The organism is Marinobacter salexigens, assembly GCF_018860765.1.
GTDB lineage: Bacteria > Pseudomonadota > Gammaproteobacteria > Pseudomonadales > Oleiphilaceae > Marinobacter > Marinobacter salexigens_A.
The window spans coordinates 700,945-725,122 of record NZ_JAHKPV010000021.1; the positions used below are offsets into that span (position 1 = coordinate 700,945).

General features: G+C 51.7%; 19 protein-coding genes. 8 read left to right on the top strand and 11 right to left on the bottom strand.

Annotated features, from left to right (window positions below; all coding sequences use genetic code 11):
• Nucleotide 1: 1 nt before the first annotated feature.
• The 4 genes from KO508_RS16770 to KO508_RS16785 all read right to left on the bottom strand — a co-directional run bounded on the left by KO508_RS16770 (nt 2) and on the right by KO508_RS16785 (nt 5,281).
• Entirely contained in the window at nt 2-1,171 is a 1,170-nt protein-coding gene (locus KO508_RS16770) for an efflux RND transporter periplasmic adaptor subunit (RefSeq protein ID WP_216009798.1), read from the bottom strand.
• Nucleotides 1,172-1,292: 121 nt separating this feature from the next.
• On the bottom strand, nt 1,293-2,162 hold the full coding sequence (locus KO508_RS16775) for an ABC transporter substrate-binding protein (RefSeq protein ID WP_216009421.1): 870 nt from the start codon (nt 2,160-2,162) through the stop codon (nt 1,293-1,295).
• An 11-nt stretch (nt 2,163-2,173) separates the two neighbouring features.
• On the bottom strand, nt 2,174-4,195 hold the full coding sequence (locus tag KO508_RS16780) for a TonB-dependent receptor domain-containing protein (protein ID WP_216009422.1): 2,022 nt from the start codon (nt 4,193-4,195) through the stop codon (nt 2,174-2,176).
• A 129-nt stretch (nt 4,196-4,324) separates the two neighbouring features.
• Nucleotides 4,325-5,281, bottom strand: a complete 957-nt coding sequence (locus KO508_RS16785) for a LysR family transcriptional regulator (protein WP_216009423.1) — start codon at nt 5,279-5,281, stop codon at nt 4,325-4,327.
• A gap of 140 nt (nt 5,282-5,421) precedes the next feature.
• Here KO508_RS16785 and KO508_RS16790 point away from each other — a divergent pair, with 140 nt between their 5' ends.
• The 6 genes from KO508_RS16790 to KO508_RS16815 all read left to right on the top strand — a co-directional run bounded on the left by KO508_RS16790 (nt 5,422) and on the right by KO508_RS16815 (nt 12,568).
• Nucleotides 5,422-6,378: an ABC transporter substrate-binding protein gene (locus KO508_RS16790; protein ID WP_216009424.1), complete on the top strand. Its 957-nt coding sequence runs from the start codon at nt 5,422-5,424 to the stop codon at nt 6,376-6,378.
• Nucleotides 6,379-6,460: 82 nt separating this feature from the next.
• Nucleotides 6,461-7,447 (top strand): FecCD family ABC transporter permease, encoded by a 987-nt coding sequence (locus KO508_RS16795; protein WP_216009425.1) that lies wholly within the window; start codon nt 6,461-6,463, stop codon nt 7,445-7,447.
• Nucleotides 7,444-8,532: a FecCD family ABC transporter permease gene (locus KO508_RS16800; protein WP_252738169.1), complete on the top strand. Its 1,089-nt coding sequence runs from the start codon at nt 7,444-7,446 to the stop codon at nt 8,530-8,532. Before KO508_RS16795 ends, KO508_RS16800 begins: the two co-directional genes overlap by 4 nt.
• Nucleotides 8,533-8,540: 8 nt before the next feature.
• The gene (locus tag KO508_RS16805; RefSeq protein ID WP_252738170.1) at nt 8,541-9,374 is read left to right on the top strand and encodes an ABC transporter ATP-binding protein; all 834 of its coding nucleotides are present in this window, start codon (nt 8,541-8,543) and stop codon (nt 9,372-9,374) included.
• A 50-nt stretch (nt 9,375-9,424) separates the two neighbouring features.
• A complete protein-coding gene (locus tag KO508_RS16810) occupies nt 9,425-10,339 on the top strand; it encodes an AraC family transcriptional regulator (protein WP_216009426.1) in 915 nt (304 codons plus the stop codon).
• Between the two features lie 93 nt (nt 10,340-10,432).
• Nucleotides 10,433-12,568 (top strand): TonB-dependent siderophore receptor, encoded by a 2,136-nt coding sequence (locus KO508_RS16815; RefSeq protein WP_216009427.1) that lies wholly within the window; start codon nt 10,433-10,435, stop codon nt 12,566-12,568.
• On the opposite strand, the gene fhuB is transcribed toward KO508_RS16815, so the two are convergent.
• The 3 genes from fhuB to KO508_RS16830 are packed head-to-tail and all read right to left on the bottom strand — an operon-like array spanning nt 12,565 to nt 16,126.
• The gene (gene fhuB, locus KO508_RS16820; protein ID WP_216009428.1) at nt 12,565-14,565 is read right to left on the bottom strand and encodes a Fe(3+)-hydroxamate ABC transporter permease FhuB; all 2,001 of its coding nucleotides are present in this window, start codon (nt 14,563-14,565) and stop codon (nt 12,565-12,567) included. The genes KO508_RS16815 and fhuB overlap by 4 nt on opposite strands.
• Complete coding sequence (locus KO508_RS16825) at nt 14,562-15,464, bottom strand: iron-siderophore ABC transporter substrate-binding protein (protein WP_216009429.1); 903 nt, start codon at nt 15,462-15,464, stop codon at nt 14,562-14,564. The genes fhuB and KO508_RS16825 overlap by 4 nt, the downstream gene beginning before the upstream one ends.
• The gene (locus KO508_RS16830; RefSeq protein WP_216009430.1) at nt 15,458-16,126 is read right to left on the bottom strand and encodes a TonB-dependent siderophore receptor; all 669 of its coding nucleotides are present in this window, start codon (nt 16,124-16,126) and stop codon (nt 15,458-15,460) included. The genes KO508_RS16825 and KO508_RS16830 overlap by 7 nt, the downstream gene beginning before the upstream one ends.
• 434 nt (nt 16,127-16,560) lie before the next feature.
• Here KO508_RS16830 and KO508_RS16835 point away from each other — a divergent pair, with 434 nt between their 5' ends.
• Nucleotides 16,561-17,475, top strand: a complete 915-nt coding sequence (locus KO508_RS16835; protein WP_216009431.1) for an HAD-IIA family hydrolase — start codon at nt 16,561-16,563, stop codon at nt 17,473-17,475.
• Between the two features lie 438 nt (nt 17,476-17,913).
• A complete protein-coding gene (locus KO508_RS16840; protein ID WP_216009432.1) occupies nt 17,914-18,861 on the top strand; it encodes a porin in 948 nt (315 codons plus the stop codon).
• A gap of 136 nt (nt 18,862-18,997) precedes the next feature.
• On the opposite strand, the gene KO508_RS16845 is transcribed toward KO508_RS16840, so the two are convergent.
• The 4 genes from KO508_RS16845 to KO508_RS16860 form a co-directional block, all read right to left on the bottom strand.
• Nucleotides 18,998-20,785: a bifunctional diguanylate cyclase/phosphodiesterase gene (locus KO508_RS16845; protein WP_216009433.1), complete on the bottom strand. Its 1,788-nt coding sequence runs from the start codon at nt 20,783-20,785 to the stop codon at nt 18,998-19,000.
• Between the two features lie 6 nt (nt 20,786-20,791).
• The gene (locus KO508_RS16850; protein WP_216009434.1) at nt 20,792-22,405 is read right to left on the bottom strand and encodes a methyl-accepting chemotaxis protein; all 1,614 of its coding nucleotides are present in this window, start codon (nt 22,403-22,405) and stop codon (nt 20,792-20,794) included.
• 77 nt (nt 22,406-22,482) lie between these two features.
• The gene (locus tag KO508_RS16855) at nt 22,483-23,319 is read right to left on the bottom strand and encodes a lysophospholipid acyltransferase family protein (RefSeq protein WP_216009435.1); all 837 of its coding nucleotides are present in this window, start codon (nt 23,317-23,319) and stop codon (nt 22,483-22,485) included.
• Nucleotides 23,316-24,074, bottom strand: coding sequence for a GNAT family N-acetyltransferase (locus tag KO508_RS16860; RefSeq protein WP_216009436.1), 759 nt, complete (start codon nt 24,072-24,074; stop codon nt 23,316-23,318). Before KO508_RS16860 ends, KO508_RS16855 begins: the two co-directional genes overlap by 4 nt.
• Between the last annotated feature and the right edge of the window lie 104 nt (nt 24,075-24,178).

Sequence of the window (24,178 nt, forward strand, 5' to 3'; positions counted from 1 at the left end):
ATTACAACCTCATGCCTGGCATCCTGCGTGAATTACCCGATGAACTTTTGGCGCCACGTTCACCGCGCGGGTTGCTCACTACTCGCTCCCCCTCTTCCAGACCATCCAGAATTTCAACCTGCACCCGATTCGAGACGCCAACTGTTACCTTCCGTTGTTCGATTACACCGCCACCACCTAACACCTGAACTGTTGGAGCTGCCCCACGTTGATTCAGGGCTGTTACCGGCACCAATAATGCGTCATCGGTTCTGGCGTTAACAAAAAAGACCTGAGCGGTCATTTGTGTCATCAACCGACCTTTCGGATTGGGCACATCAAACACAGCGTTATAGAGCACGACGTTATTTTCGACTACGGGAGTGGGCTCTACTCGGTCCAGATGGCTTTCCCAGCGTTGCTGCTGATTGCCAAGCGTGGTGAAGTATACCGACTGGCCCTGCTTCAGTTTGCCAATGTCCGCTTCTGAAACCTGTGCCTCAACAGTCATCACAGACAAATCAGCAATGCGCATCAGTACAGGTGCCTGCTGGTTTACGTTCAGAGTTTGGCCCTGACGAGCCTCAATCGAAACAATGGTGCCATTCATAGGCGCATAGATACGGGCATACTCCAGATTGGTTTCTTCCGCCCGGAGGGTTGAATTCGTCTGCTCTATTTGGGCACTGATGGCCTCAACTTGTGCTTTCGCTGACCTCAGGCTTGCTTCAGCTATCTGTGCTGCTTCACGACTTGTGGCTTCTTCCCGTAAAAGGTTCTGCTGTCGCCGATTCTGTATTTCTGCAAGGGTAAGCTGTGCTTCCCGCTCCATCAGCTGCGCTTTCTGGTTACGAAGCTGTGCGCGGATTGCATCTACTTGGGCGAGGTATAATTTGGCATCAATCTCTGCCAATAGATCACCCTCTTTCACGTCCTTTCCAACCTCAACGTGAAGCCGCTTAAGCTGCCCCGAGACCTGTGCTCCTACATCCACGTAATCCCGCGGCTGCAACACACCCGTAGCCGTCACCAGATCTTCCAGCCCTCCCCGCTCCACGGCCACTGTCAGTAAATTCTGCTGGGGCTGATTGTCCCTCTGAAGCCACCAACCCGCAGCAATTACAGCCACAAGAACAAGCAGCACTGGCCAGACAAACTTTTTTGGGAAAAACATGCGCACCTCATCACCCATTCCATTCAAGACACTCTCCGAATACAAAAGAGCTTGAGCGGGATTATGGGCAAAAAGGTGCATGCGTAGTATGGCTAGAAGCCGGCTTTACGTAACATTTACGCGGTGATGATTTCCGTTATTACCGGGTGATAGCGGCAATCACTTCATCTACCTGCAGCTTGGTACTTTGTAAGCCTGCCCCGGAGAGATACCAAAGCTTGGCATCAAGCACCGTTACTGGTGCGTTGGAACCCGCAGCTTTGAGTGCCTGTTTCAATCTACTCAGATCCATAGGTTCATCGCCGATTGCCGCGCTGCGATCTACGATCAACAGGGCATCCGGCGCCATTTTAGCCATAACCTCCGGCGTCACCGGAACGAACACTCTTGTTCCACGAGTTACTGGCTTCACCTCCTCAGGAAGTGCCGGCTCTTGCAAGCCTAACAACTCAAAAACAACCGGCTCCCGGCGCAATGAAAAATGGCCATTATTGTGAGTAACCACCACCACTTCCGGATCGTTTAATATAGCTTCACGCTGGCGTTTTATGTGGTTCCACAGCTCACTAAGGCGATCGCGGGCCGCGCTCTCACGATCATAAAGTGCAGCAAGCCCCATGACCTTTTCTGTAACACTGGTTTGGTAATCTCCCCCCTCAAGGCTAACATTGCGTATCTCGGCAATAGCTTGAAGGCCTTCCAGATTTGCGCTCTGGCGCCCAGTGATCAAAATAATATCTGGGTCCGCCCCACGAACGGCCTTCAAATCGGGAGTTTTAAGGTTGCCTACATCTGTGCGGCCTTGCTCAATGCCACTCAGGTAATCTGGCAATCCAGTCAGAGGTACCGCAATCACTTTTTCAGCCAGTCCCAGTTCTATCAGAGTATCCAGCGCACCATGATCAAAGCTCGCTACCGTTGGGCCTCCGCTACTAGCCTGAGCAGTGGCACCAGCGGACAGCGCTACTAAAGCAAAAACCGTGAACGCAATCGATTTTAAAACAGCCATAATCCCTCCCATTAGAAGTCGACGGTTAACCCAAGGTTGAGACGACGGCCATCAAGCACAACGCCATAGCTTTCTGTAGTGACTTGCTTGTCACCAAGGTTGTACACACCCGCTTTGACTCGTGCGCTGTTGTTAAGCTGATAAACCAACCCTGCATCGACGAAGCCGTAACCTGGGGTGCCCTTCGACATGCTATTACGGCCGAGGTAATCACTGGTTTCACCACGAACATTAGCGTCTAGCCAAAGGTTGAGCAGATTACTGCTTTGCCAGTCCAGACCGGCGTTGAGCATGTGCCTCGGTATCTGGTTTAGTGGCTCACCTTTGAACTCGCCAGATTGCTGTTCGGAGTCGGTAAAGGTGTAGCTGGAACTAAACGTCACGGTTTGGGTAATTCCATAATCAAGAGTGAGTTCGACACCCCGCATCATGGCGTCTGCAATGTTTTTACGGGTGCTCAAAAACACATAATCACGCCCTTGGTACGAGCACTGCCAGGTTGTTGGGTCGTTACGATCGCCACCAAGATCACACAAACGATCTTCGGCAATTTTGTCATCGAATTCCGTGTGGAATAGCATCACACTTGCATTCAAATCCGCTGCTCGATCATTAAACACAAAGCCAACTTCGTAACTCGTGCTGGTTTCAGGGTCCAGATCTTCGTTGCCGATAATCAATGCACGGGGATAGGGTGCAGGAGACCCCCCGCCTCCGGTACCGCGACCAAAACCTTCCGTCGCCTCTGGCAGACTTGGCTGTTTATACCCGGTTGACACACCACCTTTAATCGTCCACGCAGGCGTCAGTTGATAGTTGGCGTAGACCCTTGGGGTTAAATGCGCGCCGAACAGCTCATCATCGTTATAACGCACACCGGTGGTGACGTTAAGGTCGTTGGTTACCGCCCATTCCACCTCGGTATATACCGCTGCAATCCAGCGATCAACGCTGGCGCTTGCCGAATCCAAAGTGCCTATCAAGCCATTTGTTTCATCCACCAGATCTTCATACTTGTACTGGCCGCCGAAGGTCAACATATGGCCACCCAAAAACCAAGTCCCCTGAGTATTGAAGACAGACATTTCCTCCTTTTTCTCGTCGAGTTGGATTCGCTCGGAAATATCGTGCTGCAAGTAAGAATTCAGCGTGAGGTTGCCATAGGTACCCTGATGAGTCAGAGCGTAAACGTCTTTTTGATACTCATAGCTAGAGGGGGTCGCATCTGCGGCGATACTTACGCCGGGGCTGTGGCGATAATCGAGTGTTGACGAGTTATAACTCAAGCCGAACTCGTTGGCTGCGTCTGGGGTGAGGATCAGTTTTACGCCACCCTGCTTCTCCGTCTTGTCGGGGGTGCTTTCTGCATTATCGTCGCCGGCAATGAAGTGGGACTCATCGGAGCCTTCCCAGGCTCCATTAACCTGAGCGCCCAACAAACCTGGAATAAGTGGGCCACCGGCAAAAAGATTGACTTGCTGTGAGTCTTCATTCAAATCGCTAAATGACTTGGTGTATTCGGTGGCTATTGAGCCTGACCAAGCATCACCCGTTTTTTTGGTAATGATATTGATAACGCCACCCATAGCTTCTGAGCCATAGAGTGACGACATCGGGCCGCGGATCACCTCGACTCGGTCAATCATTGAAACCGGTGGCAAGGCAATCTGCTTGCCGCCATCATTACCATTCGTGTTGATGTTTCGACCGGCTGAAACAGGCCGCCCGTCAATCAAGTAGAGCGTGTAGCCTTCAGACATTCCTCGAATAGTAACGTCTTTGGCATTGCCTCCGCCGTTGACGTATACACCCGGGATATTCTTTACGGCATCGGTAATACTATTGTAGGAACGTTTGGCCAACTCTTCCCCGGAAATAACCGAGATACTCGCAGGGGCCTCGGAAATATTCTGCTCAAAGCCCGCGGCAGTGACAACTATTTCACTAAGCTCCATAGGGTCAGACTGAGCTACGGCATAGCTACTGGTACCCGCAAGTGCAATGGACGATGCCAATAGGGAAATACGTCGCATAAAAGACTCCTTGTGTATTTTGGAACGCTCGAAACCAATACATCCAGAAGCCAGATCAGCAATAGGCTGAAACCAACTCCAGATGCAAATGAATATCATTGGCGGCGAACGTTACCACAAGTTAAGCCTTTAAATGTTGGTACGGTGTGTTCCATATTCCGGTACGGGTCCAATGGCGATCGCTGGCGTTGGCACCCACCAGTTGGCGGGTACAGAATCTAGAACATGGTTAATAAATGCGCGAACCCGTCTCGGCAAGGCTCCATGGGGATAGAGCAATGATACGGGTAGAACAGGCCCCTGCCAGTCAGGCAAACATTTCTCAAGAGTGCCGGGATGCGACCGCAAGCGACGCTCTATTAACCAGTGGGGCATTAACCCCAAACCCCGGCCATCTGCTATGGCGTCGCCTTGAACACAGAATTGATCGACGGTAAATGCGCTTTCCGGCAGATTAAGAGGGTAAACTCCCTCGCAGGGATGCTGAAGTACAAGCCCTGAGTCGCAACTACCTAGCATGTCTACCCAAGCATGGTGTTTGAGATCACCTGGCCCACCGGGGTAGCCAACACGCGCGAAATATTCCGGGCTTCCGTATAGCCCCTGATGCAAGTGCCCCAGCGGTTTTTGCCGAAACGGTGCGTCACCTGGACTACCAAGCCAAACACAGACGCCGTCATCTAAAGATTCAGGAACCTCGTTTTGAGTTTGAATGGAAACACTCAATCCGTCATAACGCGCTAAAAAGGACTGCACCAGCTCGAAAAACCAACCCCGTACCAACGATTCATGGCTACGCAGCACCAGTTTGCCCGTGACCTTCTCGCTCAACTCATCCAACGCCTCACGCCCTTGGGATGCCAGCGCCAAAATATCGTTACTGTACTGATAGAACACCCGCCCCGCTTCGTTGGGGATAACACGGCGGGATTCACGTCGTAACAACGACTGCCCTACGGTTGTCTCCAGATTACGAATCCTCCGGCTCAAGGTAGATTTCGGAATATTCAGCTCCAGAGTACTAGCCGTAAGGCTGCCAGTTTTCACCACTGAAACAAAGGCTTCCAACTCTTTCAGATCGTACATAAATGCTCCGTTCCGGAATATGCAACAACTTGTGCCAACTTAGCATCTTCAAAATGATAATACGAACAATTATCATTAGTTCGGAATGACAGTATTTTGGCGGCTAAGTCCGCATTCAGTAAATTCACTGGAGCACGTTCATGCCCAACCCTCTTTTTGTGGCTAAGTCCCTGCTGGTCAGCCTTGTGCTGGCGGCAACCTTTACCAACGCGGCAGCCCATGCCGATACCCGCATAGTTCAAACCGCTTATGGCCCGGTGAGTATTGAAGGCACACCAAAGCGGGTGGTCACCTTGTATGAAGGCGCTCTTGATGCTGCCATTGCGTCAGGTATAAACCCTGTGGGTGCAATCATTACTCGTGGTGGGAGTGATGTTGCAGAATACATTCAGCCGAAAGCCAAGGGCGTCGGGATTGTTGGTACGCCAGGTGAAACCAACATTGAAGCGGTCATCGCCCTGAAGCCAGATTTAATTCTGGCTTCAGCACAACTGGCCAAAGAGCAATACAACCTGCTTTCTCGGATAGCTCCAACCATAGTCCCTAATTTTCCCGCTTTTACACCAACGACTTGGAAGCAAGAAACTCGTCTATTCACAGAGGCCTTAGGGCGGGCTGAAACAGGCAGAAAAGTGATATCCGGCGTGGAAAACAAAATCGCTGAGGTCGCAAAACTAGTAGACGCAAAACTGGGGCCAGACCAGCGTGAAACAGCGCTCATTCGCTGGATGCCGCAAGGTCCGCTCGTGATGTCTGAAGGTCTGTTCTCTGCCAGTCTACTCGAGGCAACCGGCTTCAACGTGAACTCAGGAGGTATCGTCAAAGAGGGCCGCCCTCACAGCCACCCTTTGAGTCAGGAGAACCTCGGGTTAATTGATCACCAATGGGTATTTCTTGCCACATTAAACGCGGACGGCGATGCAGCTCTGGATGCAGCGCGTGAGTCACAAGCATTTCAACGATTAAAGGCAAACCGGGCGGATCAGGTTGTCACCGTAAACGGCCAGCTTTGGACCAGCGCCAGCGGCCCTCTTGCCGCAACTGAAATTTTGAACGATATAGCTAACACCATAGACAACGTAGCTGCCGATCGCTGATCCGGCTATAGCTGCGCAGTATTTTACCGAGTCCTTTTGCTTGCCCGCTTCACGGCGGGCTTTTTTAATATTTGAACCATTCATGAAAACCTATCGCAATTATGTAGCCACCTGGGTCATGCTATTTCTAGCATGCCTAGCATCACTGCTTTTTGGAGCCGGAACGCTAGAGTTAGGGCAAGCGTTTGCTGTTTTGACCGGACAGGGAACAGAAGATGCCCGATTTGTTGTTATGGAATTGCGGTTACCTCGGCTGGTTATTGGCATGGCAACCGGTCTGGCGCTTGGCGTCGCCGGTGCCCTACTCCAAACTCTGACTCGCAATCCACTAGCTGAACCCGGGCTGCTCGGTGTAAGTGCAGGCAGCGCTTTTGCAGTGTCCTTGGCCATTTTGCTTGGCGCCAGCACAGCCACCTTAACCACACTGATTTCACAAGTCGGCGCCCTCGCCGGTTGCGGTTTGGTTGTTGCCGCAACACGTATTCAAGGTGCGGGCCAAGACCCGGTGCGGTTAGTGTTGGCAGGAGCAACCTTGACAGGCTTACTGCTGTCTTTGAGTTCCTTGTTAATGCTCATTGACCAGAGAGCAGCGGACGAAATCAGGTTTTGGATCACCGGCAGTCTGGCCGGTAAACGCTGGGATCAACTTACCGCCACCATGCCCTCATTGCTGTTGGCAGGAGCAATCGTAGTCGGCGTTGCGCGGCCGCTGGCATCACTAGCCCTTGGCGAGAAAGTCGCTATGGGACTAGGACACAAACCTGGGCTGATCAGGCTAATGGTTATTGTCGCCGTCGCACTGCTCGTGGGCGGCGCTACTGCACTTGCAGGGCCACTGGTATTCGTCGGATTAGTCGTTCCGTTCGTGGCTCGGTCGCTAGCCGGTGCAGATATCCGCAAAACCCTATGGCTGTGCCTGCCAATCGGGCCCGCCATGATTATTGCCGCAGACACACTGTCCCGGCTTTTGGTTACACCTTCTGAAATGCCTCTTGGCGTCATAACCGCCGTTATAGGCGCACCAGTATTGATGGTAATCATCCGTGCCAGAAGGATCCCTGCATTATGAACTCCTCTCTTGATTCAACGGACACTGGGCAGACGCCTCTGCATTTAACACCCGGTCATTGGCTCTGGCGATCAACAACAAGGCACTGGAGCCTACTGATCAACAAACGATCAATAGTGGTGAACGCCACCCTTACTCTTATACTTCTAGCCTGCGCACTGAGTTCGCTGGCACTGGGCACGCTGTCCATAACGATTCCAGACGTCATACTCGCCCTACAAGGTAAAGGCACCACCATGCACACCTTCGTGCTCGAAGAGCTGCGCGGGCCTCGTTTGTTGGCCGGCGCTCTTGCGGGCGCTTCATTTGCGCTCGCCGGCTGCCTAATGCAAACGCTGGCACGCAACCGGTTAGCAACACCTGGGATCATCGGCATCGACAATGCCGCCACAGCGTTTGCGGTTGCCTCGGTTGTAGGGGTGGGTATCAGCGCTGCCCCTCATACCATGGCGCTTGTCGGCGCCGCGGTTGCAACTGCATTGGCTTTTGGGTTGGCCGGAGCAACCGGTACGCGGGGTTACCGCTTTATTATCGCTGGTCTCGCCATTGGCGCCGTTTCAGGAGCCATCACCCAAGTTATGCTGAGCAGTGTTGCACTGGACGATGCCAATGCAGCTTATCCTTGGACAGTGGGGAGCCTTAACGCTCGCGCACCCGCGGCGGTGAATGCTCTTATCATCGGGCTCATCGTGGGCTATACGCTGTCGCTGTTCCTAAACCGAGCCTTGGCAACCCTACAGCTGCCAGAGCCTGTAACAGCCAGTTTGGGAACTCGCTCTGGCCGGGTGAGAGTGGCAGGGTTGATTCTTTCAGTTTTACTCACCGGGCTGGCAGTATCCGTTGCAGGCCCAGTGGGGTTAATTGCACTACTCGGGCCCGAACTGGCCCGCACAATCAGCCGGCCCGGCAGCATTCCACTCACGGCCTCAGCCCTATCCGGTGCCATTTTGATGGTGCTATCAGATCTGGCGGGTCGCCTAGTATTCTCGCCACTAGAAATTCCTGTCGGCATTATCGCAGCATTGGCTGGAAGCCCTTATCTGCTCTGGATATTACTGCACAAGTCGCCGGACATTAACCGATGAACCAGTTTATGACCATGTCTAAAATAAACAGCCCACGCGCTCCTTTGGCTGCTCAAAGCCTAATGATGTCTCATGGCCCGCATACCATAATCCCACATTTAGATATCGAGCTACGCACCGGCGAGGTAACGGCTATCGTGGGCCCGAACGGTTGCGGAAAATCCACTTTGTTAAACGGACTTGCACGAATTCACAAACCCCGGCAAGGTACCATCGTTCTTGATGGTGCTGATATTCACACCCTGCCGGCACGGGACGTTGCGCGGAAACTCGCGCTGCTGCCACAAGACAACAGCGCGCCGGAAGGGCTTACGGTAACCGACCTAATCCGGTTTGGCAGACACCCGCACCAGAGTTGGCTGAGCCAGTGGTCTGAAGACGATGAACGTGCTGTCAGGAAGGCACTCAGGGCAGCCGACGTAGGTGATTTGGCCAATCGCCCGCTAGACACCCTTTCCGGCGGTCAAAGGCAACGAGCATGGATTGCTATGAGCATTGCTCAGGAAACCCAATTACTGCTGCTTGATGAACCCACCTCTGCTCTAGATCTGGGGCATCAGATTGAGGTCTTTGAACTAATCCGCGCCCTCGCCAGCCAAGGTAAGACCATCGCCATGGTGGTTCATGATCTTGTCAGCGCCTGCCGATATGCGGATCACATCATTGCCATGTGCCACGGAGAAATCGTCACAGAAGGTACGCCATCAAAAGTTATCACCACCAACCTGATTGCAGAGTTATACGGTGTTGCATGTGATTTGATGCACGACCCCGTTTCAGGCAGCCCCATACTGGTTAATATCCGTCGCGTTCATCCTGCTAAACCAGCCGAAATCACTTAAACTAAACCCCACGTCCACAAATGGTTTTGGCCTGAAAAGAATGAGGTTAAATGGAGAGCAATCGGCGGATACAGCTACATAAAATTCAGCAAGTACTCGACCATGTCCACCTTAATCTGGATAAGCCATTAGCCGTGCCTGCTCTGGCGCAGCGCTGCGGCCTATCCCGCTGGCAATTCAATCGGATATTCACCCACCAAACAGGCCTATCATTGGGCCGCTACGTGCGAGAACTACGCCTTAGTCAAGCTGCCGAGATGCTGCTATTTACCAGTCAGCGCATGATCGACATTGCACTGGCCTGCGGCTTCAGCTGTGATATTAGTTTCAGCCGGAGCTTCAAGCAGCACTTTGGCTGCGCACCTATCAAATACCGCCAGCGCGGACTGCCCTGCTTATTGAAAGCACCGATGTCTTGCCACCCAGACCTGCTGCCTTCAGAATCACTACGCTCGCGAGTTCCTGATATTCGGCTTGATTACCGGCCAACGTTCACCGTGGCAGGTGTTGCGGCCCAAGTGAACGGCCTATTTTCAGCCGCCCCTGACTTCCATGAGAAGCTCCCCCGTTTATGGCAACAGTTCAGCTCCGCCAGCTGCCCAAGTTCTGAACACTCCAGAATTGGCGTAATAGATGTTGGCGGAGGCTCAGGTACAACCTTCACCTACCTTGCTGGAACTGAAGTTCAAGAACCGACAAAAATAGGCACGCTAAACTGCATCACAGTGCCGAGTCGAAATTACGTTGTGATTGCATTTCATGGCCCACTGCTCTCTTTGCCAGATGTTCTCAAATGGTTCTTTCAGGCTTGGCTACCAAACTCCGGTTGCGAAGCACTTCACGCCTACGATCTTGAAATATACCCGCCCGGCCTGACACCTTCGGCACCAGAGGTGTCTATGGAGTATTGGATACCGGTAAAGCTCTGCAGGCCAATGATTTCATGGGATGCACCAAACTGTTAAGTATCGCCCTCACAACCAAATATAATGATAATGATTCGCATTATATTGGTGGCAGACAATCCTGCCTGATTCTGAATATTACGGGGCTTAACCATGAAAAAATCCTTGCTGGCTTCCTCGATACTGGCCATTACGGCGAGTGCTGGTAGCAGTACAATCGTTCTTGCAAACGAGGTTATGGAACTGGACGAGTTGGCGGTTTACGGAGATACCTATCGCAGCACCGCCACCAAAACGTCATTGCGGCCTGAAGAGACTCCTCAAAGTATCTCGATACTGGATCAGCAAACGCTGGACATGCGCGATGCAGACTCTGTCGCAGCCGCACTTCGCTACTCGCCGGGCGTCAACACAGAGCTGCGAGGGGGAGCTGTCGGCCGTCTTGACCTGTTCAGCATTCGTGGATTTATTAATTACCAAAACTATTACGATGGCATGCAACTGCTCTACAACGACTGGAACCTTCAACCGCAAATCGATTTGTTAGCTGTTGAGCAAGTAGAAGTTTTTCGTGGGCCTACCTCAACTCTGTATGGCTCCATGCCGCCAGGGGGCATGGTTAATCTAATCAGCAAAAAACCGACCGCCGGTTCATCCAATACAATTGAATTGGCCACAGGATCGCGCAATTTGAATGAAGCATCGGTTGAAAGTAACGGCCAACTGGGAGACTCGGATCTGTCCTACAGCCTAGTCGGGCTTGCCCGCACCCGAGACGGACAAGCGGCAACTGCGGAAGAAGAACGTTACATGGTAGCGCCCTCCCTAGATTGGCAGATTAGCGATAAAACTCTGGTGAATTTTAACCTGTATTATCAGAAAGACCCTGAGATGGGCATTTACACATCCCTTCCGGCATCCGGTCTCTTTCTACCGAATCAAAATGGTGAGCTGGATACCGATGCGTTCTCTGGTGACTCCAACTGGAATCAGTTTAACAAAGAGGTTCTTCTCGCAGGCTATAAAATTAACCACAACATCAATAACAACTGGAATTTTCTTCAGAATTTTCGCTACACCGATGCCAGCACGTTTCAAACCAACACTTATGGCACCGGATTGGCCGCTGACGGGCGAACCCTCTCGCGGGAAGCTTACCTGACAGACGAAGCAACCACTGGCTTCACGATTGACAATCAAGTTTCGGGGCGCTTTCAAATCGGCGCTGTCGAGCACAATCTGCTGGTCGGGTTTGACTACCTAAGCCTGAAATCAGATGTTATTTATGAGGATACGGCCGGTGGAAGTGGCGCTCCCTCTATTGACCTTTTCAATCCAAACCACCAGCAAATTTCACGCTCAACCATCAACATTACAAACACGCCGTATTCATCTGACTTCACGATTGATAAAAAACAGCTAGGCGTATACCTACAAGATCAGGTCAGAATCGACCGAGTTGTGCTGATAGGCGGCGTACGATGGGATGATTTCACGGGTACGGAAAACGGAAAGCAGTACGGCACAGCCGTCGATGCAAAACTTGAACAGAATAACATCTCAGCACGTGCTGGAATCATGTACCAAGCCGATAACGGTCTCTCACCTTACCTCAACTACGCTGAGAGCTTCGAACCACAGACTGGACGGGATCGAAACGGCAATGAATTTGATGTTTCCACCGGCGACCAATGGGAGCTGGGCGTGAAGTATCAGTCACCAGACCAACGCACCAATGCCAATCTGGCGTTCTACCAAGTCACCAAAGACAACGTACCAACCCGTGATCCCGCTGGCGGCCCCTATGACAAGATTCAGGCAGGTGCTGTGCGCTCGCAAGGCGTAGAGCTGGAAACCCTGACCCAGCCTTTGGATAACTTGCTTCTCACGCTGAGCTACACATTCCAAGACGCAGAGGTCACTAAAGACAACACTGGTTTGGAAGGCAAAACACCGGTTTGGATTCCCAAACACCTGCTGTCCGGCTGGGCCGACTATCGCTTTGACCAAGGAGCCTTAAATGGCTTAATTGCAGGCATCGGTGCGCGCTATATCGGCGAGGCTGAATACGACGCGAGCACCAACGCAGGCAAGGTTCCTGACGCCACCCTTCTGGACATCGCTCTGCGTTATGACGTGGGCCAGTTAGCACACACTTTGAAAGGTACAGAGGTTGGTGTGTCTATCAATAACCTCACCAACGAACGCTACTACAGCTGCTTCGACAGCACTAACTGTTGGTTTGGAGAGGAAAGAACGGTGGAGGCGTCCGTCGCTTACTCCTTCTAATACCTTCTAAGCCCCCATATGAAATAGCTGCCTCCAAGAAGTGAGGCTATTAGGCCGGCTGGGATCTCCTGAGGGAATAACACCTGACGTCCCAGCCAGTCCGCACTTATCATCAGTAAAGCGCCTACAATTGCTGAACCTATAAGGTGGGGTAACGCCTTAGAAAGGCCCAGCATTCGGGCGACATGGGGCGCTAGTAGGCCCGCGAAACTCAAGGGGCCGACAATCAAGGTTGCAAGTGCAGTCAATATCGCCACCAGCACCAGCAGTACAAGCCGAACCTTATCGACACTCAGCCCCAAACCCAAAGCAACGTTGCGACCTAGTGGTAATAAGTCCAGCCACCGGGCAACCAGTGGCGTTAACGACACCATCACGACAGCGAGCAGGAAGGCGCTCAAGCCTGATGAAAAATCGACGTAGTAAGTTGAGCCTGACATCCACGCGACGACTTGTTGTATTCGCGGATCACCGTTCGCAAGAAAAATACTCCTCAACGGTTCGAACAAAGCCGCTATCGCTATTCCAGTGAGAAGCAGGCGTTCAGATTGAAACCCAGTTCGGCGATTCAAGAAAATCAAAACGGCAAGCGTTATGAAGGCACTTGCTGCGCCGGACACGATAAGCAGCGGCACAGTAATGTTTGAGGAAAAATAGATAGTTAAAATCAACCCAACAGCTGTACCAGAACTGATCCCTAACACCTCCGGGCTGGCCATCGGGTTGGCTGTCATTCGTTGAATCGTAGCACCCGCCAAAGCCAGCAAAATGCCAGCACCGGCAGCAGCAAGCACACGCGGAAGCCGCCAATTGGCAATGGCCTCCCATTGCCCAGTGTCAGTCAACACCCAACCTGCAGCAGACCGAGTAACGAACAACGCCACAATCGATGAAATGAGCAGTAGAGCCAGAAACCAAGCAAACATTCGTGGGTTGGGCTTACTGGTTAGCTGAAAAGGCATTGTAGAGGTGTTTGGCGCGGAACCTTTCAGGGCTAAGCGCGGAATAAGCCAAAGCAATAATGGTGCGCCTAATAGCCCGGTCATGGCACCGGTTGGAACCATCGAAGGCAACTGCGCTGAATACTGCAACAAAAAAAGATCCGTGGTGAGGAGTAGCAGCCCGCCAAAAACAGGAGCCCAAAGCAGCCGCTGTGCCAAGCTACGCGCCCCCATCAGTTTGACGATCACTGGCGCTGCCAATCCCACAAAGCCTACGATGCCCACCAAACTAACTGCAGACGCTGTAATAAAAACAGACAAACCCAAGCCCACTAGCCGGAGCTTTCGAACAGAAATACCGAGACTACGGGCCCCGGACTCGTCCAACTCCAACAAGCTCAGAGGCCGCGCTATTAATCCCGCTAAGATCACCGCTATCACCAAACGTGGCAACAAATGCAGAGTATCGCTCCAACTATTCTGAGCAAGGGAGCCAGCTGCCCATATCATCAAGCCACGAAACTCTTCCTGATGAAAAAGAATCAGTACAGTGCTCAGCGCACCAATGTATAGATTGACTACCAACCCAGCCAAAACCACAGCAACGGGCGCTAACCCGCGATGCCAAGATAACGAAAGCACAAGCAGCAATGAGATAGCGCCCCCGGCCAATGCCACCCACTCACTACCGAAAGCTAAGAGACCGGGCGCAAACAATGTGGCCAGCAAAAGGCCAAGTTGCGCTCCGCTGGCAACACCCAGTGTCGTTGGCGATGCGATAGGATTGCGTAATACCTGCTGCATCAAAACACCAGCCAGGCCAAGCGCAGCACCAACCAACAACGCGATGGTGATCCTAGGCAGCACGCTAAACTGGATCACAGCTTTAGACATCTCTGTGGCTTCAGAAGTGGAAAATTCGACAGAAAAATTAAAACTGCGGTAGCTCAGATCTGGCAGTGTGCTTTGTATCAAGTTAAAAGTAATAACAATGCTGATGATCGCCAGAGGCAAACAGACATAGGCGGGCGAAACCCACCGATTCAATTGGATCATAAGGTGCTCGAATCGGACTCGATGGCGCGCTGTTCAGAAAGTGCCTGATATAGCTCTTCAGCAAAGCGGACTGCTGAAGGCAGTGCCCCAAAACTCCAAACGGCGGGCATCGATAGAACTCGGTCACTGCGAACAGCCGGTAACGCTTGCCAAAGCTTGTTATCTTCGAACACCCCCTCTGCACTCATGGGAATCGGGTCAACAATCACCAGATAGCCTTGAGTAGTCAGCTTCTCTATGCCTACCGTGGTGTAGCCCCACATATTTGTTTGACCTTTCCAGGCATTTTGTAACCCGAGTCGATTGATCACCATGTCGTACAAGCTCCCTTTGCCGTATGCCCTCACATGACGGTCATCAATAAACTGAACGACCAACAGTGAAGGAGTACCCTCAGTAATGTGTTTTTTCAGCCGACTAATTCGCAAGCGGTGATGGTCTATAACTGCCTCCGCTTCTGCTGAGCGATTGGTAAGCTTACCGACCTGCCGCGTGGTATCGACGAGGTTCTGCCAAAAGTTGTTCTCGGGATTGTATGTAGTCAGTGTCTGAACGGGAGCTATTTGTGACAGGGTTGGTTCAATGGCGCTGAATAACGGAGATATCAGGATTAGATCGAGATTCAGCGAAGCTGCTAATTCTCGGTTGGGCTGGCCTCGCAAACCTATATCTACCACGCTTTCAGGGAGTGCGGGCTCCGCAACCCATGCTTGATAGTCCTTAATTTGGGCTGAGGCCACAGGCACAACCCCTAACGACATAAGAGTCTCCACCAACGTCCAGTCAACAGTGGCCACTCGGGGATAATCACCCATCGGCTGCGAAGTGCCGGATGTCGCAGCTTCGACGCTCAGCGACATCAATGCGAGAAAGAAGAAAATCACGAACGGCCTTACCATCGATAGTTCAAGCTAGCAGTGACGCGTCTCGCCTCGCCGTAATAACACCAGTAATCACAGCTTGCGACATACTCCTTATCAGCCAGATTGTTAACGTTAAGCTGAACGCGCCAACTCTGTGCAAAGTCATAACTGGCCATGGCATCAACGACACTGTACGAGGGAACCTCATAGCCATAGGTTTCGTCCTTGGTTTCACCAACAAAGCGCACCCCTGCTCCAAACTTCAAACCTGGAACGGCTTGTGAAAATACATAGTCGAACCAAGCCGAAGCCATATGGCGGGGGACCAAAGTAGCCCGAACCGTATCAGCTCCAATGGCCCGGTTTTGAGTAGTGGAGTCACTGTAGGTATACGCCGCTGTCACCTGAAAGCTGCTAGTCAGATAGGCAACCCCTTCCAGCTCAAAACCGTCAGTGTTGCGTTCGCCTTCTTGTACCTGAAAAGCACCATTGGTCACCAGCGAGTTTTTTTCTTCAATCTGGTACACCGAGGCGTTCAAGTAGCCATCAATGCTGTCCGGCGCATACTTGATTCCTGCCTCCAGCTGCTTACCTTCCCGGGGCTTATACAAGGCCCCATTAGCGTCGGTACCGACTATGGGCTGAAACGACTCGGTATAGCTGATGTAAGGTGAAATACCGTTGTTCATCAGGTACATAATGCCGCCGGATCATGGAAGCTTTCATCAAGGGACCGCACATTGCGCTCTCCTAACTCATCGCGAGTAACAACGGAGGCCGGACGAGGTGTTTCAATAATTGGCGCTTCCACTTTCATCGCAGTTCCAGTAACAATAAGTGGAGTGAGTAAGGGGGCGCCTTTCGGCGATCTAACCATTTGAACAACGTCGCCAATGATAATAATAAATATTGCTACTTGGAAGCCATTCTTGATTAGACAAATGCATCTAGACTCTATACACCACACCGGAAAGCTATTGCGCACGACGAGCGAATTGATTACCAACTGTCCCCGGTTAAATCCAAGTGGGCCCAAATTGACTCCATACATGGTGGTCGATGCAGAATGGGTATCTGAAAATTTTCTGCGGGCCTTGCTTCAACACGGTACTATCGCCGAGAGGAATAGCCTATGAAACCTTCACCGCGTTGGGCCTTTGAGGCTTATCAGCGCATTCGCTGTCGGCTTCCAGAGCTGCATCCAGAACCTGTTAAACCACAGCAAGTGCCATCTTTGGGGGCTATTTGCGACCGTTTCGACGGCTTTATTTTCGATGCCTTCGGCGTGCTCAATGCAGGCAATTGTGCCTTACCCACCGCAGTCGCACGGTTCCACGATTTGCAGTCGATGGGAAAGCACTGCTTGGTGCTTTCCAATGCCGCCTCAGTTCCCCAACAGGAGCTGGTGCGGAAATATCGCAACCTCGGCTTTCCAATCACACCAGAGCAATTAATTTCCAGTCGCATGCTGGTGAACGCTGCTCTGGCATCCGAACCGGAACGCACATGGGCCATTATGGCGCCTACATCAGCCCACGCCGACCAATTGCCCTGCCGCGGTTTTATCATTGGCGACCTAAAGGTAAAAGCCAATCGCGAAAGACTCCATAGCGCCGATGCCATATTAATGTTAAGCGCCCAGCGCTGGACCGACGAGCTGCAGCAAGGCCTGATCGACAGCCTTCACCACCGGCCTCGACCAGTCTGGGTGGCAAATCCCGATCTGGTAGCCCCCCGTGAGAACGGCATGTCTCTGGAACCGGGGTACTATGCCCACCACCTAATGGACGCCGCCGACGTCGACACTGTTTTTTTCGGGAAACCCTTCAGCAATGCCTTTAGCGCAGCTAAAAGCAGGCTATCTCAAATACCAGCTTCCAGATTGCTGATGGTGGGGGACACTCTGCACACAGATATCCTCGGGGGGCGCAACGCTGGCATACGCACAATGCTGGTAACCGCCCATGGCGCGCTTAAAGGTTTGGATGTGAATGCCTGCATAGCGGCATCTGAGATAGTTCCAGATTTCATTGCCCCGGAAATTTAACCCCCCTCCGAGCATGAGCCTCCCTCTGAAGCAAGCACCAACCTATCCTTAGCCCCTAAACTTTCCATACGGTTTCTGGCATCCATTCTCCTTTGATTATAGATCGGCCGAGTGAATGCGTGATCAAGCCTTTGACCATCGAAACGTCACTAATATGTAACTGCTTTGAAACAAGTGCTTCGTAAGCTGGCTCTACAAAGCTTGTGGCAGCTATCAGGTTGACTGCCACAGAGAACCCTACTAGCAAAAAATCTTGCCAGTATCGTTTTCAGGGAGGCTTTGGATTCATGTTGGGTTTTGCGAGAGAAAACATTTATACCGGGGCTTTGCCCCGGTTTTTTTCTACCCAGCATCTGCGGTGCTCTGCACGTGTAGAAAACCTGGATTAGTTCCAGCAATTAATGTTCATCAAACTAATAGATCGTGGAGTTAAGATAAATGAAAAAGCTATTTTTGGCTGTTGCTGTATCCACTATGGCCGCAGGATCTGTTAACGCAGCTACCATCTACGAGAAAGACGGATTTGTTTACAAGCTAAACGGTGACTTTCAGGTTCAGCTGCGAAAGAAAACTGGCAACGACACCAGTGAGTATGTCGATTTTGATGATCTGGAACTGAAAAACTACGTTAGTTACGACCTTAACAACGACATGAAGGCTTTCGGCCGTTTGGACTTCGATCTCAAGGATCATGCTAATGGCAAAGACGTAAACAAACCGATCGAAGAGGCGTACCTTGGTATTCAGTATGGCGCCACCTCTTTCTCCTTCGGTAAACAAAACTTCGCCTCAGATGAATTCGGTGTCGAAGAAGCTTATGAAGTACCCCTAGAGGACGATCAATTTGCTGCCGTTGGCACCGATGGTGACGACACACTCCGTGTTGATATTGAGCTAGACAATGTCTACATCGCGGCAAGCTATGAGTTGGAAGCAAAAGACAAAACGGGCAGCACTGCTATTGCGGGCGAGTTCATTGACTTGTTTGTATCCACCGAAATTACAGGTCTTACGCTAGCAGCCGCGTACCAACAGCACTCTCCTCTTGCGGGCGAGTCTCTGGACACTTGGGGGCTGAGCGCTGGCTATGATTTTGGTATTTTCGGGCTTGCGGCAGATTACAGTGTTACCGATGATGGCAACACAGACCAAGAGACAACCCTTTACAACGTAGCGGCAACCTTCGATGTGGCAAGCACCACTGGCGTAGCCATTGGTATGCAGAATCAGGAACCAGACGGAAGCGACGACGTTACGGCCTGGTACGCCAACGTTACTTATAAATTCCCAACGCAAAAAAATGTCAGCGTTTTCGCAGAAGTTGCTGATACCGACAAAGACAATGCTGACATGGGTTTTCTTGCAGGTATGCGTGTGAAATTCTAAGCCTTTATCTGATAGTTTAAGAGCATCTCTGGGTGCCACTTGCTTCAGATATAGTTAAAAAGCCGGACTTCGTCCGGTTTTTTACTATATCCCTCACCCGTCCCGAATACAGGATTTCTCAAATCGGATGACAGAGCTACAAGGGTGACCCTGCATTGAAAACAATCACCTGAGCTGGCACTGACCCTTCTGCAACGCACTCACCTCTGACAATATGAATTCCGTCGGTTGATTTTTTTGCTTTGGCCTTGGCATCCGCTGCAGTAGCAGCCAAATCTGCAGCAGAGCCAAATGATCGACTCCCTGCCACTACGATCCCTGCGGAAAGCGCGACGAGAGGAAAACGCTTTAGTTTTCCATCACGATCCTCTGCAGTCATGGAGCGGGCCTTGCGCAGTGCTTCGGGGTAACGCGATAGGGTCTCAAGCTTAAAAAGTTTTTGTACTTGCTCGCAGCGATTTTGGAGTTCAAGTTTGCTGCTATACACCACAAAATCATCCCCTCCAATGTGACCGACCCAGTCTGTATCTCCGTCAAAAACTGCGCATAACTGTCGTGCTAGGGAGAGAATAACCTCATCACCCTCGCTATACCCCATCACATCATTGAATGGTTTGAAGTGATCAATGTCGAAGTAAATGCAGGTAAAAGCTTCGTTTTGCTGAAGCCTGCGCATGGCTTCCCGTTGAACAGGAACATTTCCCGGCAACTGGCTAAGGGGGTTGGCATGCTTGGCCTGCTCAACCCGGCGCTGGGTCATCGTGCGAAGTAGAGAACGCGTTGAACCCAGACCCATGTATCGACCATCTCTGGTCACAATAAAATGCTGCTTGAGATAGTAAAGATCATCCTCCAAAAGCGACTGACTGACGCCCTCCAGAGGTTCATCATGCTCTACTACAAGCGCGTCGCGAGCGGTCAGACTGTCTACCGGCTTTGCCTGATTGAGAGAGCGCCCGTATTTAGAGCTAAACACCTCCATTACACACCACTTATGGAGCAGACCGAGAGGCCTATCGTTTTCCACGACGGGCAACGCAAATATTGAAGGCGACGACTGCAGAATTTGCCAGGCATGTCCGAGTGAAGTATTGGGCGAAAGGGGTGCAATATACCGCCCCAAATACCCTGCACCGGCAGCCAAAGGATCTCCGCTTACGGGCATTGAGTCACCTAATGCAGACAAATCAGCTGCAGGAAAAGGGTTGGGGCGCCCGAATAAGAATCCCTGGATCAGGTGAATGCCCATTGATCGAAGTAATGTCAATTCAGCTAGAGTTTCAACGCCTTCTGCAATCAACCGGCATCCCAAGCGCTCACACAGATTAATTACCGACCGAACAAACTCTTTCTTTACCAAGTCCCTATCAACATCGCGAATGAAGTGCCGATCAATTTTGACAAAGTCTGGCTGAATTTCAGACCAACGTTTCAGCCCTGAATAGCCGGTACCCAAATCGTCTATCGCGACTCGGAACCCGGTCTTCTTCAAGGCAATGAGCCGGGCCTTGAGTACCTCTGAATTGTCTACGGGATAGCGCTCAGAAAGCTCAATAACAATTTGATCCGGTTTAAGGTCATTCATTGTTAAAAGAGCCTGTAAACTATCTTCCGAAAAAGAACTCGGTAATAGCAGTTCTGGCGACATATTCACAAAAATCAGGCGACTGACGCCGTATCGATTACATGTGTGCCCTGCTTGTTTCAAGCAAGCTCGCTCCAAACTAATAACCTGATCGCACTGCTCCCCGGCCTGAAACAACGCAGGCGCTGCGTGAAGAGGGCTATCAGAAGGGCCCCGGCTAAGAACCTCGTAACCGAGAACACTTCTTTCCTGACAGTCCACAATTGGTTGGAGCAACGTGGAGATTAGCTGCTGATCAATAATTCTCTGCAACTCTTGGGTCTGCCCGTTCAAAGTCATGCTGGCTTAGGCTCCTTGGATCTGGAAACGAGAAATCAGAGCTCTTAGTGATTCAGACTGTTCACGTAGTTGCTCACTAACCGTCTTTGTACTGCCAATATGGTGTTCAAGTGACTCAGCGCTTTCACCCAGCGCAGTCGCTCGCCGCCCCACACGACCAATCTCATCACGCTGAACATCAATCGCTTCGTCGACCTCATTTGTATAATGATTCAGGTCGTCAAAGGTTTTATTGAGCGCCACAAGATGAGTTTTAAGCGATGCCAGAGTTTCCCGATTGGAATTGCCCGCCTCCCGGGTGTCGCTTAGTAGACCATGAGCGTCATCAACCTGGGCAACCAACTCACCAACCCATTGACGCACCTGACTGGTAGATTCGCCCGTTCGGCGAGACAGATTTCGCACTTCATCTGCAACAACAGCAAAGCCCCTCCCCTGCTCGCCAGCGCGAGCCGCCTCGATGGCTGCGTTCAAAGCCAGCAAGTTCGTCTGTTCGGCAATGTCAGCAATCACGCTGATGACCTGTTCGATTTTTTGGCTGGAGCCTCGAAGCGCCTCAATTGCTTCCGCCACACGATTGATTACCTCGACCGCATGTTCAGCGGCCTGCTCACTCTCCCGCAATTTAATCTGAACATCATCATTGCCTTTGACGGCACCGGTAACCTGCGCGCGAGAAAACTGTGCCGACCTTTCAATCTGGCTAGCGCTCTCAGTAATGGCACCCATCGATGAAACTACATCATGGACTTGCCGGTTATTATGCTGTGATGAGGCCTGAACTGCATCAGCCTGCGCATCCAGATTGGCAGAACGCTGCTGCAAGGCAGTAGCGGCGTCGGTGACCTCCTTTACAAACACCGTGAACTTGGCAATCAATCCATTGATTGCCAATGCAACGGCCGTTACTTCATCGCGTCCTGAAATCGGCAGTGGTGTGGAAAGGTCCGATGTCGCCTCCATAATCCTGAGGCGTTCCGCGATCAACTGAAGTCTGGTAGTCACAGTCCGGCGGAGCCAATAGGTCAGAAGCAAGGCACCCAGCAATACGAAGAGCGAGCCTGCGAGCAACAAGTACTGCTTCTGTTCGAGGAATGCGATCAGGGATACTGACCCTGCATGAGCTTGCTGACGGCCCGCCGAGCGCTGGGCATCAATTTCTGCAAGCATGGGATCAAGCGCCTGATGCAACTGAAAATCGACAACTTTCCCGGCGGAATAGTAGCTCGCTTGATCAATCGGTTCGTTCAGCGCTACAAGAAGATCCAAAACCACCTGATGTGCCCCCATGTTCTCCTTTGCCCAGTTCTGCAAACGGGGGTTCTCAAGCGCGGACTGCCATTGCACTTGTATTGCGGCGGAAGTTCCCTCGAACTGTTCGCTGATCTCATTCCACAATAAAAGCTGAGCTTTTATTTTGTACGCAAGGTCTTTGAGTTGACGATGGCTACGATCAAGATCCGTCAGCAGCCAAACATCCGACATTTGTTCCCGTACGAGGCTATCTGTTGCCTTCTGGGCTTCGCCTACCACTGACACCGAAAGCCATGCCAGACCAGAAAGCGCAATCAAACAAAATCCGGAAAACACCAGCAATCGCTGACGGACGGTAAGACTCATAACGTGAACTGCCTCTCAAAATGTTCAGGACGAGCCTAGACCGCGATGATGACAGTTTTGCTACAAAACACCTTAACCTAACCGAGTTCGGTACCACTTTCGTTGCTGTCATGAAGTGAACTTTGGCAATCGGATGCGCCTTTTTTTTCGCGCAATATCGCCAGCCCTTGGCTGACTTTCTGGTGAAGCATTTGGGCTAAGTCGGCGGGATTATCACTAGCGGAAACTGCTACAGCTGGGTGGAACATCACATCCACACGCACCGCAGGCTTTTTTAGCAGGCGGCATAGGTGTGCGACAAAATCATCATCTCCCGTAAATGGCACTAACCTGTCGGGCTGCCCATCTCGGTGGTAAGCAATCGTTATCGCCTGTACCGAGCACTTAGCCTCGATGGCCGCCCCGAGCATCTGGGGGTGAAACCGCTTCACACGTTCACCAGAGGTTGTCGTTCCTTCGGGAAACACCATGACTGAACTCCCGCCTGCCAAAGACGAGACCAGTGCTTGTCGTACCTTCGCGGAATCTCCCGCACCCCTATGGACAAAAATCGTACCGATTTCACCTGCAATCCAACCAATTAGGGGCCATGACGCCACTTCGCGCTTGGCTAAAAACCGTAAGGGAAGGCCCGCGGCCAGAATGGGAATGTCGGTCCAAGAAACATGATTGCACACTCTCAAGGCCGCGCCCTTCTTCGCCACGCCGTGGGTTTGGATGCGCATGCCCAACAATCGGCATAAACCAGCGGAATACCCTTCCACCAGAACGGTTCGGTCGATTCGTTGCCGGCTGCAGCATTCAATAATTCGAACCAAACCGAGGGTTGCCATACTGAGCGACAAAAAGACTAAAAACGCACTCAGGCGAGTGAAGAACCGAACACCCTCGACCATCCGATCTAGTTTGCTCAAGCGATCTTGGCCTCTAGGTTGTAACGCCGCGCATAACGGGCAGCTAGGTTATCCACATTCAACAGCACCAGCAGATCCGCACAGCGGAAAGCAGGATCCCAGCAAGGATCACCACACACTTCGGCACCCAAACGCATATAGCTACGAATCAGGGGCGGAATCACAACCTTGTCTGTTTGTGTGCTCTGGCTGGCAAGGTGAGGCAATGTGCGCTTCGGCGTGACTCGGAATTCCGCTGATGCAAGGTACTCCTGCTGAACCTGCTGGGTAACTCGCCAAGCCTTGTAACCGCCATCAAGCATACTAATGCTGGCGCAACCCAACAGGTAGTCAATGCCTTCCTGAACCAGATACCGCGCCACTTCGGACCACAGCATGCTTAGTGCCGCTCCCGAGCGGAAATCGCTGCGAATGCAGGTCCGGCCTAACTCTGCAAACACGCCGGGATTCTGTTTCAGGCGATTGAGATCGAATTCGTCTTCCGAATAGAAACCACCAATTTTCGCGGCTACCTCACCGTGCAAAAGCCGCGTGGTTGCCACCACCTCGCCGCTTTGGCTCATTACCACGAAATGTTCGCACCAAGGGTCAAAGCGATCTTCGTCAATACCGTTATCCGTCTCCATATCAGCGCCATATTCGCTGGTAAATATCTCATACCTTAGCTGTTGGGCCGCTATAATCTGGGCTGGCTCACTTGCTACACCGGAAGTGAGCTTTCGGCCGCTACTGGATGCTCTGGACTGACTTTGCATTCTCTAATCCCTTCCTCTGGCAGATTCGCTGCCCGTTGACCTAGAGCAGACCGATTTAACCCGAGACTAAAGATGGAGCTTTACAACCAGATGAAGAATTTACG